This window comes from Hyphomonas adhaerens MHS-3, from assembly GCF_000685235.1.
Classification (GTDB): domain Bacteria; phylum Pseudomonadota; class Alphaproteobacteria; order Caulobacterales; family Hyphomonadaceae; genus Hyphomonas; species Hyphomonas adhaerens.
In genome coordinates this window covers 1038565-1053271 of sequence record NZ_ARYH01000001.1, presented here as the reverse complement: position 1 = coordinate 1053271, position 14707 = coordinate 1038565, and the positions used below count along the sequence as shown (strand labels likewise).

14 protein-coding genes are annotated in these 14707 nt (G+C 61.6%); 5 read left to right on the top strand and 9 right to left on the bottom strand.

The genetic code is table 11. The annotated features are described in order from the left end of the window. Nucleotides 1-630, bottom strand: coding sequence for a phosphoribosylanthranilate isomerase (locus HAD_RS05230; RefSeq protein ID WP_035569809.1), 630 nt, complete (start codon nucleotides 628-630; stop codon nucleotides 1-3). A 60-nt stretch (nucleotides 631-690) separates the two neighbouring features. After that, entirely contained in the window at nucleotides 691-1125 is a 435-nt protein-coding gene (locus tag HAD_RS18660) for a DUF11 domain-containing protein (RefSeq protein WP_162177469.1), read from the bottom strand. Nucleotides 1126-1377: 252 nt separating this feature from the next. Between HAD_RS18660 and HAD_RS05220 the strand changes: the two genes are divergently transcribed. Continuing rightward, complete coding sequence (locus HAD_RS05220; protein ID WP_035569808.1) at nucleotides 1378-1920, top strand: flavin reductase family protein; 543 nt, start codon at nucleotides 1378-1380, stop codon at nucleotides 1918-1920. Nucleotides 1921-1936: 16 nt separating this feature from the next. On the opposite strand, the gene HAD_RS05215 is transcribed toward HAD_RS05220, so the two are convergent. The 5 genes from HAD_RS05215 to HAD_RS05195 all read right to left on the bottom strand — a co-directional run bounded on the left by HAD_RS05215 (nucleotide 1937) and on the right by HAD_RS05195 (nucleotide 7411). Beyond that, nucleotides 1937-2704: a TonB C-terminal domain-containing protein gene (locus HAD_RS05215; RefSeq protein WP_156942160.1), complete on the bottom strand. Its 768-nt coding sequence runs from the start codon at nucleotides 2702-2704 to the stop codon at nucleotides 1937-1939. Between the two features lies 1 nt (nucleotide 2705). Next, nucleotides 2706-4850 carry a TonB-dependent receptor gene (locus tag HAD_RS05210; protein WP_162177468.1) on the bottom strand — a complete coding sequence of 715 codons (2145 nt, stop codon included), beginning with the start codon at nucleotides 4848-4850 and terminating at the stop codon, nucleotides 2706-2708. Between the two features lie 23 nt (nucleotides 4851-4873). Continuing rightward, nucleotides 4874-5452 (bottom strand): DUF2244 domain-containing protein, encoded by a 579-nt coding sequence (locus tag HAD_RS17805; protein ID WP_051595935.1) that lies wholly within the window; start codon nucleotides 5450-5452, stop codon nucleotides 4874-4876. An 83-nt stretch (nucleotides 5453-5535) separates the two neighbouring features. Next, complete coding sequence (locus HAD_RS05200) at nucleotides 5536-5928, bottom strand: DUF2946 family protein (RefSeq protein ID WP_035569804.1); 393 nt, start codon at nucleotides 5926-5928, stop codon at nucleotides 5536-5538. A 151-nt stretch (nucleotides 5929-6079) separates the two neighbouring features. Next, entirely contained in the window at nucleotides 6080-7411 is a 1332-nt protein-coding gene (locus HAD_RS05195; RefSeq protein WP_156942159.1) for a metallophosphoesterase family protein, read from the bottom strand. A gap of 574 nt (nucleotides 7412-7985) precedes the next feature. Between HAD_RS05195 and HAD_RS05190 the strand changes: the two genes are divergently transcribed. The 3 genes from HAD_RS05190 (at nucleotide 7986) to HAD_RS05180 (ending at nucleotide 11524) form a co-directional block, all read left to right on the top strand. Continuing rightward, nucleotides 7986-8639 (top strand): TonB-dependent receptor plug domain-containing protein, encoded by a 654-nt coding sequence (locus HAD_RS05190; protein WP_035569803.1) that lies wholly within the window; start codon nucleotides 7986-7988, stop codon nucleotides 8637-8639. Next, complete coding sequence (locus tag HAD_RS05185) at nucleotides 8597-10429, top strand: TonB-dependent receptor (RefSeq protein WP_035569802.1); 1833 nt, start codon at nucleotides 8597-8599, stop codon at nucleotides 10427-10429. The genes HAD_RS05190 and HAD_RS05185 overlap by 43 nt, the downstream gene beginning before the upstream one ends. A gap of 66 nt (nucleotides 10430-10495) precedes the next feature. After that, nucleotides 10496-11524: a glycerophosphodiester phosphodiesterase family protein gene (locus tag HAD_RS05180; protein ID WP_035569801.1), complete on the top strand. Its 1029-nt coding sequence runs from the start codon at nucleotides 10496-10498 to the stop codon at nucleotides 11522-11524. Nucleotides 11525-11545: 21 nt separating this feature from the next. Here HAD_RS05180 and HAD_RS05175 read toward each other — a convergent pair whose 3' ends face one another. Both HAD_RS05175 and HAD_RS05170 read right to left on the bottom strand, forming a co-directional pair. Continuing rightward, nucleotides 11546-12751, bottom strand: coding sequence for a CaiB/BaiF CoA transferase family protein (locus HAD_RS05175; RefSeq protein WP_035571672.1), 1206 nt, complete (start codon nucleotides 12749-12751; stop codon nucleotides 11546-11548). Between the two features lie 35 nt (nucleotides 12752-12786). Further along, nucleotides 12787-13407, bottom strand: coding sequence for a TetR/AcrR family transcriptional regulator (locus tag HAD_RS05170; RefSeq protein ID WP_035569799.1), 621 nt, complete (start codon nucleotides 13405-13407; stop codon nucleotides 12787-12789). Between the two features lie 118 nt (nucleotides 13408-13525). Between HAD_RS05170 and HAD_RS05165 the strand changes: the two genes are divergently transcribed. Further along, the gene (locus HAD_RS05165; protein WP_035569798.1) at nucleotides 13526-14707 is read left to right on the top strand and encodes an efflux RND transporter periplasmic adaptor subunit; all 1182 of its coding nucleotides are present in this window, start codon (nucleotides 13526-13528) and stop codon (nucleotides 14705-14707) included.

The following is a 14707-nucleotide window of genomic DNA, read 5'->3' as shown; positions in this document are numbered from 1 at the left end:
TCAGACCTCTTTGGCGGCACGGAGAAACGCCCGCACCAGCTCCTTGTCCTTTAGCCCCCGCAGGCGCTCCACGCCAGAGGAGACGTCAACCGCCGGTGCACCTGTCGCAGCGATGGCACCGGCAACATTCTCCGGTGTCAGCCCCCCGGCCAGTATCCAGGGTTTCGGCGCTGCCCAGTCATTCAGGATCGACCAGTCGAAGGCCTGGCCATGCCCGCCCGTGCGATCCGCATCCTTCGGGGGCTTTGCATCGATCAGCAGCCGGTCGGCGGCGGCAAAGGCCCCTGCCCCGGCAATGTCTTCCGCCGTTTCCACGCCAAAGGCCTTCCAGACCTCACATCCGGTGCGCGCGCGGATTTCGGCCACACGCTCCGGGGTCTCGCGCCCATGCAGCTGAAGCACGCGGATACCGGTCGCGGTCACGCGGTCAATCAGGGTGTCATCGGCGTCTGCCAGCAAGGCCACCGGCACAGACCGGCCAACGCCGAGGAGCAAGGTCTCCGCCGCTTCGGGCGTCACATAGCGCGGGCTCGCCTCGACAAAGACAAAGCCGACCCAGTCCGCCCCCTCCGCTGCGCAGAGGCGCACGAGGTCCGGATCCTTGAGGCCGCAGATCTTTACACGAGTCATGGCACCGGCGTTACGCCAGGGCGGGCGCACCGGTCAATGCAGGGCAGCTGACGGGTAGGTTCAGTTCAGGATGGCATGGAAGGCCAGCATGCCTTCCTCACCGGGTGTCATGCGCGCAATGGTCCAGCGTACATGTGTGATCTCATCGGCAGCCGCCTTGCGGACCTGCTCGCCATCCTCGACGGTCAGTTTATCGCGCGGAGCGAAGGATTCGCCACCATCGACGGAAAAATCCACGGCCGCATTGTCGGCGATGACCGAATTCTCGACATAGATCATGTCTTTCGGTACCGGGATGGTCATCACCACGCTGTCCGCCGGTTCAGCCCCGTCATTCCGGAAGCTCACCACATAAGCGAGTTCCTCACCGGGCTCGACCGCTTTGGCCGGCACATACTCCGTCTCGGTTGATCCGTCCTCGTATTCCATCGACACCACTCTCTCGACCGAAGCCGAAGACAGAAGGACATCGGCCTGCGCAGGCAGGGCGCTCATGGCACACGCCACGAGAAAACCGAGGGAGACTGGAAAAACCTTGAGCATCATTCTTAATACGGGGCACGTTTCTGCTAACGATTGTGACCATCCATCACAAGCGTTAAGATTAATTAAAAGACAGACTCCGGAAAGGCGTTCTTTCATCAATCCCGACACTTGGGCAAAATATGGGCCTTGGCTGCCTATTTGTCCGGCAACGGAAGGCTTGGTGCCCAGGTTTGCAGAATGCCAGAAACGCGAGACACCGGAATGAAACGCATCAAACTCAGCCGGGCCTTCACCCTGATTGAACCCGGACCCGTCACCCTCGTCGCGACGCATGATGGCCGCAAGAACAATGTGATGACCATCACCTGGACGATGGTGCTCGATTTTTCCGGCCGCATCGCCATCACGACCGGGCCGTGGAACCATTCCTTTCAGGCACTCCGCGATACGCGAGAATGTGTCATTGCCATCCCTACGGTCGACATGATTGATACGGTGATCGGCATCGGTACCTGTTCCGGCGCGGACACCGAAAAGTTCGACAAATTCGACCTCGCCCCGGCAAAGGCGAAACATGTCAGCGCCCCGCTTCTCGGCAAATGCCTTGCGAACATCGAGTGCCGCGTGGATGAGATCATCGCGCCTCACGGCATCGTCATTCTCGAAAGCCTGGCGGCCTATCGCGATGACACACGCCAGGAACAGCGCACCCTTCACGCCGTGGGTGACGGCACCTTTATTGTCGATGGGCGGCGGATCGACCGGAAGGCCATGATGGCATCGAAGCTTCCCGGAGGGCTCTGACCAGCCCGGCAGGGCGTCAGCGCTTCTGCTGCATCACGATGGTGAAGCTGAGATCCGTTTCGACAGCTCCGTCCGGCGCGGCAGGGAACGGCACTGCGGACGTGACAGAGGACAGGCATCGCCGGTCATACAGCCTGCTGCCGCTGCTTGTCCGTATTCCGACGAAGACCACTTCTCCGGCACGGGAGAGGCGGAATTCGACCTGGCAATCTCCGGCCCCGCGAACGCCGCGCGGCGCATGCCGGGCAAGCTGCAACCGCACCGCCTGCACATAGGCGTCCAGCTTGGCCTGCCCCTCTCCGTCCAGGGCGGCTGCGCTGGCAGGCGCCTGCGTCTTGGTAGGCGGGGCTTCAGACGCCGTAACCGGAAGGCCCGGATCAAGTGTCAGAGCCGCCGGCTTGTCGGCAGCAGGTGTTGCTTCATCGGTCCCGGCATCAACCGACGGAGCCTCGGCTGGCGGCACTTCATCTGACGGAACCATCCCCTCAGGCGGGGCCGGTTCTGCCGCCGTCTGAACGGCGGGCTCAGGCCGCGGCTCAGCAATCTCAGGGACCGGGGGTGGGCTGGGCGTCTCCGGTTCCGGCATCGGCATTGACTCGGGCTCCGGGACAGGTTCCGGCACCAGGTCCTCCACCAGGGTTACGGTAAAGGCATCTTCCTGCGCGCCGAAATTGGACGCGCTGGCGGGCGCCAGCAGGAAAACTCCTGCCAGCAAACCGCCATGGGCGAGCGCAGCCAGAGCCACGCCCGCCATATAGCTGGAGGTGAAAATCCTCCCCAGCACGTCAGAAGGCGACGTTCAGACTGAGATTGAACGAACGGCCCGGCCCGGCGACCTGATGGTACGGACCGGTCCGGCCATCATATTTGTAGTCGCCGAACGCAATCCCGCCCAGCGGCAGGTCATAGTCCTGGTCCAGCAGGTTCTCGATCGCGGCGGCAAAGCGTACCCGGCCGATCTCCCCGCCTGCCCGCAGATGGACCAGCACATAGCCCGGCGTGCGAAGCTCCTGACGCACGGCGCTGATGTCATCCTTCTCATCGACCAGTTCCAGTTCGAGCGCCTGGGTCCAGACACCTTTCCGGTTCTCCAGCGCGAACAGGCCCTGAAGGGGAACAATGTTGTAGAGATTGTCGCCGGTGTCTTTGTTCTCGCCCTTGGCCCAGCTGACCGTTCCGGTGAAGCGCGTGTCGCCATACCCCGTCTGCCAGAGCGGCATCGCACCGGTGGCTTCGAGGCCGTAGAGCTCCGCCTTGTGGTTGGCGAACTGGAGCATCGGCAAGCCATCGCGCAGGCTGCCAATCCGGTCGGCGTCGATATAGTCTTCGACATGGGTGGCCCAGCCGGAAACGCGCAGCACACGGCCATCTTTAACGCCATCCGACCAGTCGAGCGTCGCCGCCAGACTGCGCGCGACTTCCGGTTCCAGATTGATATCGCCGACATAGCCGGCGCCGTCACCGGTCATGTTGGTCATTGAGCTGGACATGGAGCCTCTGCCCCAGGCGTAGCGCTCATAAAGGTTCGGAGACCGGGTCTTCTGTGCGGCGCCGAACTCGACGGCCAGCGTATCGCTCGGCCGCCATGTCGCTTTCGCGGTGACGTCGATATTGTCATCTTCCCGGGCGCGGTCCGCCGCGTTGAAGGCCATGGCCGCCATGGCGTCAGGCATGTTCATCATGCCGGTCCAGGAATAAGGCTGCACCTCTCCGGTATCCATTTCGACGTTTTCATAGCGAACCCCGAACAGGGTCGACCATGCGGGCGCAGGGGCGGCTTCCCATTCGGCCCACACGCCTGTGCGGTTCCGCTCGCCATCATTGATGTTCACATAATCGAGCGGCGACATCATCATGGAACCCGGAACGGCGGGCCAGTAGTCGTCCATCGACGCGCGGAACATTTCCGCCCCGACCCGGACCCGGCCGACACCTTCCACCGGCGTGTCGTACGACAGTTTGACCGACGTATCCTCGCCCTCGGTGATCATCGGCATACCGCCAGTTGCCGCCCCGCCCTTGTCCGACAGGAAGTTCATTTCATGATCGACGCTGCGCCAGGAGGCTTCGGCCGTCAGCAGGCCTGCACCGAGCGGACCCTCGCCATGCACCTGCACGCTGTTGCTCTTGTTGTCGGTCAGGTCCATGCGCTGGTTGGCAAAGCCTTCATAAGGCACGCCCTGCTGGCTGATCCGGACCCACAGCAGCACATCGTCTGCCGGACGAGCCGCGAGCAGCAGTGACTGGTCGTAATTCTGGTACAAGGTGGAGCGCACTTCGTCGCCCGACCCGGACTTGTAATTGTCCGCCTTGTTCCAGCTCGCTTCATATCGCGCGCTGACTTTCTCGCCCGCTGCATTGGCCTGCAGGGACGCGCCGATGCCATTCGAAACGCTGCGATACGTCGCTCCGGCTTCACCGAAGAACTCGACTCCGCCACTGGAAAATTCCGGCGCCCGGCTCTCGATCGAAATGATACCGGCAATATTGTCGCCGCCCATGCTGACCGGCGACAGGGTCGGCGTCACGACGATCCGCTCGACACGCGATGCATCGATATAGGAGGAAACGGGGTTCATGTGGTTCGGGCAGTAATTTGTGGACTGCTGGCCATCGATCAGCACCCCGACCCGGTCATCTGCGAGTCCCCGGAGAATTGGAAGCGAGGCGATACCCCCATTCGACTGAAGCGAGACGCCCGGCGCGCGGGACATGAGCTGAAGCGAATCCGAAGATGTGGCGAGACCGGATTCAATGGCCTCTCCCGCGATTTCGGTGCCGCTCACCGCCACGTCGCCCGCGCGGGCCGAACCCGCATCCTGCGCATCAATGGGGGGCAGTTCGGTCGGCGCCTGGGCGGCGGCGGGAAGCGCAATGCCGGCAGAGGCGAGGAGCGCGGCGGCTGTACTGCAAAGGAGTGTGTGTTTCATGTTCATTACTTTCTGAGAGGAAGTCAGGCCGCCAGCGACTGGCCGCAGCGGCGATTCTGGAGTGCGGCTTCGATGGCATCGGCCAGCGAAGCGCGTTCGGGAGGTGACAGGACGGAGCCGATTTCCAGGCGCCGGGGCCCTGCCCGCAGCAGGAGAGAGTCGCAGCCGCGGCCGGTGTCGTTGACCCGGTCGATGCGAAGCCAGTGCGGGGAAAGGTCCGACCGGGTGACGGCATCGGCCCCCCGCTCGCGTGTTTCGACAAAGATGGATGTGTCGGTCAGGCAGACGCGCTGCCTGTACTGGCCAAGCGACCGGGCATGCCAGAGGATCATCGCGCCGAGGGCGATCTCCGACAGGAACACAAGCGGCGTGACCAGCCAGGCGCCCATCCACGCCGTGGCGAGGCAGATAAGGCTGCCCGGCAGGATCAGGGACGCCGCCAGGATCAGCGCCACCCGGTTGTTCAGCGAAACGTTCGGCGTGATGACCGCATCCAGCCAGATCCGTCCAACGTCTTCACCGGCACCGGGCCGGTGTATTTCACGGTCCCCGATCTGGGGAACCTGCAGCCCGTCAGGGGCTGCGATCAGATTGTTGTGCATTGAAATTCATCCGATTCCGGACGCGCAAGGCATTCGCCCGCGCACCAACGCGCACGTCCGCAGACATGCGCGCGCGAGGAAAATCAGATGGTCAGGGGCGGTCCGCGGGCGGGCGGCGGCGGGGCCGCAAGGCCGCGGCCGGGAACGATATAGTCGAACTGCGTGAGGAAACGGGCGGGCGCTTCAACAGGTTCTGCCAGCTTGCCGGATACGTCTACCGGCGTGAAATGTGCCGACATGGCATATGGGCAGGCCTGGTTCTTGCCGTCGTCGGTCTGGCCCGGGATCTCTTCCGGATCGACGATCTTGCCGTTTTTCAGGTCCAGCAGGGCCTGCGTGCCATCCGTGCCGTCACCGTGGCAGATGACGATGCTGACGAAATCGCCCGGCGTATCTGCAGCCGCGAGCATGTAGCCTGCCGGAACCAGGCCGCGCACAATCATGGCCATCAGCGCGACAGCGCTGAGCAGCGACATGAGTCCTGAGCGGTTAGATCGGTTCCACATACTGACCGGAGGAAGGCCACAGCCTCCTCAGAATGACAACTGTGTCATGCGGCCACAGATCAGTGGGTGACCAGGGCGGATCAGTCCGGACCTGCCCGGATCACAGCATGACCATAACGGACTATGGCGTGCCGAAACGCGACCGGAAATCGTCCAGCACCAGCACATAGTCATCTTCCTCGTGGAAGGCCTCATCCGTCAGGTCCGGTTTCTCGGCCGCTTTGTACCAGCCGGCATACTCCGCCATGTCCCGGCTCTGTTTCCGGTAATAGGTCGAATAGGTCTCGACCGTCAGTTCCGGTACCTCCTTGCCGAAGTCGAAGCTCATCAGGCGCATCCAGCCATCGCCGATGCCGACCGGCCAGGCCGACTGCACTCCGGCATCCTTCGCCGTCTGCCCGCGGTCCTGATAATCCGCGAGCACCTGCCAGACCGGATTGCCGAACGCATTGTCATCGACCCGCCAGGCCTGGCCATGTTCATGGCCGCAGAGGACGAGGAAGATCTGGTCCTGCTGGCTGATCAGCTTTTCCCAGACCATTTCCGGGCTGTTGTTGATCGGGTCGACCGCATGCCCGTCGACAATCGGGTTGGGCAGGCGCTCCCCTTCCTTGGTCATGTAGTCATGTGTCGAGACGATCGTCGGCAGGCCGGGATACTGCGCCATCACCGCAGCGGCCCACTCAAGCGACGCATTCGGCGGATCGAACTGGAGGCCGATATGGAGGAAACGATACCCGCCCGCTTCGAACACCTGCGCGCTGTCTGCCCCGCCATCATGCGAGGCGACATACCAGGGCTTGTCCTTGAAGAAGGCCGTCTCCGCCCCGAACACGGACCGGAAATTGTCGAGTCCGCCCGGATGCACGACGCCGAGAGAGGTTTTGAGATCGTTCGGATCGACATCCGCCGGGCTACTGGCCTGCGGCGGGAACTTCGCCGATGTCCACATGGAGTCATAATCATGATTGCCCGGCACAACCGAGAACGGCGTCTTGCCGGCGATCAGGGAGAAGCCCTCATGGGCCTTCGGCATCTCGACGGTCTTCACCTTTTCAGTCGGTGCGAAGTGTCCATCCATGATCGGGTTCGGCACGGACTTGAACCCCCGCGCCCTGTGTTCTTCATCCATGGCGAGCGTCTGATGCTGCCAGACATCGCCGAGTGAAGAGACGAAGGCGATCTCACCGCCTTCGGATTCCAGATTGTCGGCGACGAACTGCATTTGCTCCAGGAACATCTCGTTCGCATCGAAGGGGAAGCCCTCCGCGGTCTGGTGCGTGTAGTCGAGATAGTTCTGGGTATCCGGCAGGACAGCGATCGTGAATTCCGTGTCTGCCGCCGGCGGCCCAACCGGTGGAGCGACCGAACTGGCACAGGCGGCCGCAAGACCAGCAACGGCAAGCAACGCGGCCGCCATCACCGGACGCGACGGAAGAAATGAAATTCGCATTAATCTGTCTCCTGACGTATTTCCCGGAAACAGGCCCTGCCCCGGAACAATTCAGGTCGGGCTGTAACGGCATCCCATGACAGTTTCTTGTCTGGCTGGACCAGCAGGACCGTGTTGCAATGGCAACAGAGCGGACAGAAATTGCAGTGCGCCAGAACGGCGCTGCCAGTTTTCTGTAGCCTTTCAAAGACGGGTTTGCACCAGCAGGCCGGGGCCGCTGCCCCAATCCGGACCGGGCATGACAGATAAATGAAACCGGAACGGTTCCACCTTCCGGTGCCGATGTCCGTCGGGGTTCGCCTGCAAGGAACAATCTTTTCAAGAATACGTCACGACAGATACGCATCCCCTACACGGCGCCGCATCTATTTCGTCATCCGTTGTCATATGCCCCATCTCTGCGGACAGACCGCCAGGCGTATCTTGCCGCTCAAATCGCCAAAACCCTTCTACTTCGTATACGGAATTGTTACAGAAGTACGTTCGCAAAACTTTGATTTGAAGGCCGGGGCGAAAAAAAATAGCCAGCCCGCCAAGCGGCAGATTGTGCGCCGCAACAAGGAATGGGCTTTTCATGAAACGTCATCTTCGTTCTGCAACCGCGCTTGCAGCTCTCACCTTCTCCAGCCAATTCGTCGCCTTCGCCGACCCGGATGCCGCAGATAGCGACCGCCGCCTTGAAACCGTTACGGTGACGACCCAGAAGCAGGAACAGACCCTGATCGACGTTCCGATCAACGTGTCCGTCACCGATCAGGACCTGATCGACAAACTCGCAGCTGACGACATTGAAGACCTCGGCAATTTCGTGCCGGGCCTGCAGGTTCAGGCACAGAGCCTCAACGCGCCGAGCTACTCGCTGCGCGGGGTCGTTTCCGACAGCGGCACGCCGCGCGTTGCCCTGTTCCAGAACGGCGTCGCCATTGGCAATCCGGGCTATGGCGCAAACCTCGCCATCTTCGACATGGAACGCGTCGAGGTCGTGAAAGGCCCGCAAGCCACGCTGTTCGGCCAGGGCGCCCTCGTCGGCGGCATCAACTTCATCCAGAACCACGCCTCGCTGGCCGGCAATTCAGGCGCCGCCACGCTGGAAGCCGGCGACTACAACTCCGTCCGGGCGGAAGGCCACTATAACTGGCCATCAACGACACGCTCGCCCTGCGCTTTGCGGGACAAGTCAAACAGATGGACGGCTATGTTCCGAACACGGCCAATTCGCCCGACCTGATGGGTCAGGACACGACCGCATTGCGGACCGCCCTGCGCTGGGCGCCGACAGACCAGCTGACGGCCGACATTTTCGTCAACTACCAGGAAGACGATTCCACCGGCACGCAGTTCACTTCCGGTTTCTTCCCTGTGAATGGCAAGGTCGATCCGTTCGGCGCCACCGCCATGAACATCAATCCGGACCAGGTGCGCAGCAAGCTCGGGAATGACCGTGAGCTGTTCTACATCACGTCCAACATCGAATACGACATCAACGATGCCTGGTCGCTGACCTCCCTGACCGACTATCGCAACCTGACCTCCAAGGAAGCGTGGGACTCCGATGGCGCCGCGTTCAACCTTCTCCAGTTCTTTCAGGGGCAGAAGGCCAATACATTCAGCCAGGAACTGCGCCTCAACTATGATGCGGGCGGCAAGCTGACAGCCTTCTTCGGCGGCAATTACTTCACCATCGACAACAAGGCAGAGCTTCGCTTCTCGACCGACGAGGCTTATGCCCAGTCGCTGTTCGCCCCGTCGCTCGCTGCCGGGGCTGGCCTGAGCCTGGCAGAAGCGCAGACTTACCTCGCTCTGGGCGGCGTTCCGGGTGGCGAGAATTTCGGCAGCTTCGATACGCCCCTCCAGTATTCCGCGCTTGCCGCCCTGCTGCTGAACCAGCTTGTGCCGCTCTATGGCGAACATCTTGAACAGTCGCTGTCGACCAATGGCCGCGATACCTACGATCTCTTCGGCGATGTCACCTATGCCGTGACCGACCGGCTGAAGCTGACCGCCGGTCTTCGCTATACGAAGGAAGATATCAGCGCGAGCACGATCGGCCATGCGCTGAAGACCAACCCTTACCTTCTTGGTCTGGGTGGCCTCAACGGTGTGACCCTGCAGCCAACCCTGCTGCTGAGCGCTGACACGCTCGACAAGATGGCGTCAGCATCGGAAAGCACCGACGGCGCCTTCACCTGGCGTCTCAACGCCGCCTACCGCGTGTCCGACAATGTGAACACCTGGGTCGCCTATGGCCGCGGCCGCCGTCCGGAAGTCCTGTCTGCCGAGGGTGCGGACTACAACCTGATCGACGCCGAGACGCTGGACAATGTGGAAGCGGGTGTCTTCGGCCGTTTCTTCGACGACCGCCTGCAAATGACCAGCTCTGTCTATTATGGACAGTACAAGGACTTCCAGACGACACGTTTCGACCCGATCAATGGCGTGTTCATCACCGAGAATTCCGGCAACGCAACCCAGTACGGTTTCGAATTCGACGGCCAGGCGCTGGTCAATGATTATGTCCGCCTGCTCGCGACTTATGCTTACACGCATTCGGAATATGACGACAAAGACGACAACGGAAACCCGCTGCAGTTTGCCGGCAACAGTTTCCGTCTCAGCCCGGAACAGAGCTTTTCCCTGGCAGCGGACATCACCGTGCCCATGGGTGAGCACGGCGATATCTCCATCGTCCCGAGCTATATCTGGAAGAGCAAGCACTTCTTCGAAGATGACAATGGTTTCAATTATGCCGCAGACGGCAATGGCGGTTTCGTCCGGACGCCGGAAACCTATCCGGACGGCACCGTGGTGCAGGAATACCAGAAGGCCTATGGCGTGGCGAACCTGCGCGTGGGCTTCGATGCGGCCAGCGAGCGCTGGGGCGCCTATGTTCTCGGCGAGAACATCTTCGATGAGGAATACCTGATCGATGTCGGCAATACCGGCGGGGCCTTCGGCCTGCACACGATCATCCGCGGCAAGCCGCAGATGGTGAAAGCCGGCGTCTACGTCAAATTCTGATCCATGGTCCCGCCGGGAGGGACCTCCCCTCCCGGCGGACCTGCCTCTTTCCTGAAAGTGCCTGACATGAAACGTCTGATCACAGCTTCCGCGCTCGTCCTGGCCGCGTGCACCCATGCGCCCGCCACCCCGTCAGGCCCGGTGGAAACATCCGCCGCCGCAGAACCTGCCGCCGCATGGAACACGCTGACCGGCGAACGCCCGATCGTCATCGCCCACCGGGGCGCCAGCGGCCTCTACCCCGAACACACGATCATGGCCTACAAGACGGCCATTGCGCAGGGGGCGGACTTTATCGAACCGGACCTTGTGATGACATCAGACGGTGTCCTGATCGCCCGGCATGACCTCTACCTCTCCGCGACAACCGACATTGCAGACCATCCCGAATTCGCTGACCGCAAGGTAAAACGCCAGACCCCGTTCGGCGAACAGGAAGACTGGTGGGCCGACGACTTTACCTTTGCGGAAATCCAGACCCTGAAAGCCCGCCAGCAATTCGATGGCCGCCCGATGCAGTACAATGACACGCTGGATCTCGTGACATTCGACGAGATCATGGACCTCGTCCTGGCCGAAGCGGAGAAAGGCAACATTGTCGGCCTGCACGTCGAAGCCAAATGGCCGAGCCACTACACCGAAATCGGCAAAGGCCTTGCCGATCCGATCCTCGACGCCATGAAAGCGAAAGGCCTGAAGGCCGCCGGCATCCCGGTTTACATCCAGTGCTTCGAACCGCCCTTCCTGGCTGAGGTCGCGGAGAAGAGCGACCTGCCATTGATCCAGAACATGGTCGGCGCACCCTATGCCGCCATGATGGGACTGGAATACGACCTGGACGACATGACGACAGACGGCGTCGGCGCCGACGTCTCCTATGTGCTCGGCAAGGATGGCCAGCCGACGGATTTTGTCACCCGCGCCCATGAAGCTGGGCTGCTCGTCCATGTCTACACCGTGCGGGACGACCGCCCGGATGCGCCCTTTACCGACAGCCGCGCGGAACTCGCCGCCCTGTTCGACGCCGGTGTTGACGGCGTCTGGGCGGACTTCCCGGCAACCGCCGTCGAGGTGCGCGGGCAAGCGGAAGACTAAGGCAGCTCGCCGGGCCCGCGCCTAGACAATCCCGCTGTTTCGCAGCTTGCCGATCTGTTCCGGCGTCAGGTCCAGCAGCTCGGTGAGAACCTGCTCGGTATGCGCGCCCAGCGTCTCCGGCCCGGACCAGCGGACCGAGCCTGGCGTCGCGGACAGTTTTGGAAAGACGTTCTGCATCTTGATCGTGCCCCAGCGTTCGCTTGCGAGATCGACCAGCGCGTCGCGGGCGGCAAAGTGCGGGTCATCCAGCATGTCGCGGGCGCGATAGACCTTGCCGACCGGAACAGCGTGTTCGATCATGACAGCCTCGACCTCATCGATGGTACGGGTCCTGGTCCAGTCATTGATCAGCGCGTCCAGCTCTTCCTGGTTCTCGCCGCGGGCGACATGGGTTGCGTATCGTGGATCGTCCTTCAGTTCAGGCCGGCCCATGGCGTCGCACAGCCGGGCAAAAACCGTGTTCTGGTTCGCTGCAATGATCACCATGCCATCCGAGCCGTCATAGATGTTCGAAGGCGCAATCGCCGGCAAGTAAGAGCCGGACCGCTCGCGGGTGAAATTCTCGACCGTGTATTCCGGCACCAGGGATTCGGTGATCGCCAGGATCGATTCATAGATCGCGGCATCAACCACTTGGCCTTCCCCGGTCTTCTCCCGGTGATGAAGCGCGGCCAGCGCGCCCACTGTGGCAAACGTGCCGGCAAGCGTATCACCGAGGGAAATGCCGGCGCGGGACGGTTTCCGGTCGGGTTCCCCCATCAGATAGCGCACGCCGCCCATGGCCTCCCCCACGGACGCATAACCGGGGCGCTTCGAATACGGCCCCGTTTGCCCGTACCCGGAGATACGGATCATGATGATCCCGGGATTTTCCTTTTTCAGGTCTTCATAGCCAAGGCCCCATTTTTCCATCGTGCCCGGGCGGAAATTCTCGATGACGAAATCTGCCTGACGAACCAGCTGCCGGACGATGTCCTGGCCTTCCTTCTCGCGCAGGTTTGCCGTGATGCAGCGCTTGTTACGGGCGCAGACAGACCAGAGCAGCGGATAACCCGTCCGCCCCCAGGTACGCATCGGATCGCCCTGCCCCGGCGCCTCAACCTTGATAACATCGGCGCCCATGTCGCCGAAGAGCTGGGCACAGAACGGCCCCGCAATCAGTTGGCCGAGTTCGAGAACACGAAGTCCCGCCAGGGGCCCCTGTGCCGTTTCCGCCGTATTTTCCATTTTACTCTCCGCCTGTCCGGCCGCTTTGCCCTGAATCATGCGCTGAGTGCACCGGACGCCACCTGCTTATCACCAAGAATTTTCAGGATCACGTCCTTAATGACTTCCAGCAACGCCGCGCGTTCCTGTTCCGGATGACGCAGGGCCCGCGCCGAGAGGCCGGAAAAGATGGTGAAGATCAGTTCCGTCCGCGTTTCAGGGTCATCGATCCCCGCGCGCCGAAGTATGGTCACGAATCGGCGCCGCATCTGAGTATCCTGCTGTTGAAGAAGCGCCGCAACTTCAGGGTTTCTTTGTGCTTCGGCCAGGATTTCAAAGTTCAGGACCGTCCGGAAAGGCTCCGCGTCGGTCGAAAAAATTGCTGTCGTAAGCTCAGCCATTTCCAACCGCAGGTTTTCAGGAGACAGGTCTTCGAAGGCCGTGATACTCTCGTCCTGACGTCCCATCTCCGATTTCACAACCGCCAGGATCAACTCATCCTTACTACCAAAATAGTGATAGAGATGCCCCACGCTGATACCGCAATCAGCCGCGATACCGGAAATGCCGGCACCATGGAATCCCTTGTTTGAAAAGTGTTTTTCTGCACAGGAGAGGATCTCGCAGATCCGCGCCTCGCGTTTTGCAGCCGTCTTCGACACGGGCATTTCACCCATCTGTTTTTACTCCCCCTCGTTAATTATCTGCACCTTGACTTTGTGCGCCGCACCATTAGATAGAGCGTTCATTCTATTTTGATAGCCTTCCTCCCAATACGCCGTCAAGGATACTTTCATGCAGACCGCCAAGAAGAGCATGCCAGCCCTCTTGCTCGCCACGGCCATCGTGCTCGCCGCTTGCGGTGGTGAGACGGCCGGGCAGCAAGCGACCGCACCTCCCGCACCCGTCGTCCAGACCATGACGGTCCGCCTGACCGACGTGCCGAATGTGATTGAATTGTCCGGACGTGCCCGCGCCTATGCCGAAGCGGAGATCCGTCCGCAGGTCACCGGCATCATCAGCGAGCGCCTGTTCAAGGAAGGCGACACAGTCAAGAAGGGCCAGGCGCTATACCAGATAGACGCCGCTGAATATTCTGCCGCTGTTCGTAGTGCCGAAGCCGCCCTGACGCGCGCCGAGGCCACCGCTGCCGTTGCCCGCGAAACGGCTGCACGTTTCGAACGGCTGGCCAGCATCAATGCCGTCAGCCAACAGGAATACGATCAGGCCGTCGCATCTGCCAGCCAGGCGGATGCCGACATCGGTATTCAGAAAGCCGCCCTCGACCGCGCGCGCATTGATCTGGCACGCACCAAGATCTCTTCCCCGATCGAAGGGCGTATCGGCCGCTCGTCCGTTACACAGGGTGCCCTTGTGACTCAGAACCAGACTGAACCACTCGCCCGCGTCCTGCAGACCAACCCGATCTATGTCGACCTGACCGTGTCCAGCGCACGCCTCCTGAGCTGGCGCCAACAGATTGCCGACGGCGAAATCGCAACCACCGACCAGAACACGGTCCCCGTCGACATCATTCTGGGCGACGGAACCCCCTACCCCCAGGCAGGCGACCTCGAATTCAGCGAAGTGAATGTTGAAGAAAGTGCAGGCACCGTGGCCGTGCGGGTTGTCGTTCCCAATCCCGAAGACATGATACTGCCGGGCATGTTCGTCCGGGCCAAGTTCATCGCCGGTTATTATGAGAACGTGGCGACCCTGCCTCAGTCCGTTGTTTCCCGCACGCCCACTGGCGATGCCACCGTCATGGTTGTGGATAAGGACGGAACGGTCCGGCAGAGACGGATCACGGTTGAGCAGAATACTGACAACACCTGGACGGTTCTGAGTGGCCTGAATGCCGGAGAACAGGTCGCGACAGCGAACCTGCAATCCATCCGCGACGGCATGAAGGTTCAGCCTGAACCCGCCAGCGAGCAGACCTCCGCCGCGAAAGAGACGCGCGGCGGATCGAAATAA

What these genes read in the sequence shown, in the direction of transcription:
- HAD_RS05230 (WP_035569809.1), bottom strand. Translation starts at nt 630, where the DNA reads ATGACTCGTGTAAAGATCTGCGGCCTCAAGGATCCGGACCTCGTGCGC.
- HAD_RS18660 (WP_162177469.1), bottom strand. Translation starts at nt 1,125, where the DNA reads ATGAGCGCCCTGCCTGCGCAGGCCGATGTCCTTCTGTCTTCGGCTTCG.
- HAD_RS05220 (WP_035569808.1), top strand. Translation starts at nt 1,378, where the DNA reads ATGAAACGCATCAAACTCAGCCGGGCCTTCACCCTGATTGAACCCGGA.
- HAD_RS05210 (WP_162177468.1), bottom strand. Translation starts at nt 4,850, where the DNA reads ATGAAACACACACTCCTTTGCAGTACAGCCGCCGCGCTCCTCGCCTCT.
- HAD_RS17805 (WP_051595935.1), bottom strand. Translation starts at nt 5,452, where the DNA reads ATGCACAACAATCTGATCGCAGCCCCTGACGGGCTGCAGGTTCCCCAG.
- HAD_RS05200 (WP_035569804.1), bottom strand. Translation starts at nt 5,928, where the DNA reads ATGTCGCTGCTCAGCGCTGTCGCGCTGATGGCCATGATTGTGCGCGGC.
- HAD_RS05195 (WP_156942159.1), bottom strand. Translation starts at nt 7,411, where the DNA reads ATGCGAATTTCATTTCTTCCGTCGCGTCCGGTGATGGCGGCCGCGTTG.
- HAD_RS05190 (WP_035569803.1), top strand. Translation starts at nt 7,986, where the DNA reads ATGAAACGTCATCTTCGTTCTGCAACCGCGCTTGCAGCTCTCACCTTC.
- HAD_RS05185 (WP_035569802.1), top strand. Translation starts at nt 8,597, where the DNA reads ATGGACGGCTATGTTCCGAACACGGCCAATTCGCCCGACCTGATGGGT.
- HAD_RS05180 (WP_035569801.1), top strand. Translation starts at nt 10,496, where the DNA reads ATGAAACGTCTGATCACAGCTTCCGCGCTCGTCCTGGCCGCGTGCACC.
- HAD_RS05175 (WP_035571672.1), bottom strand. Translation starts at nt 12,751, where the DNA reads ATGGAAAATACGGCGGAAACGGCACAGGGGCCCCTGGCGGGACTTCGT.
- HAD_RS05170 (WP_035569799.1), bottom strand. Translation starts at nt 13,407, where the DNA reads ATGGGTGAAATGCCCGTGTCGAAGACGGCTGCAAAACGCGAGGCGCGG.
- HAD_RS05165 (WP_035569798.1), top strand. Translation starts at nt 13,526, where the DNA reads ATGCAGACCGCCAAGAAGAGCATGCCAGCCCTCTTGCTCGCCACGGCC.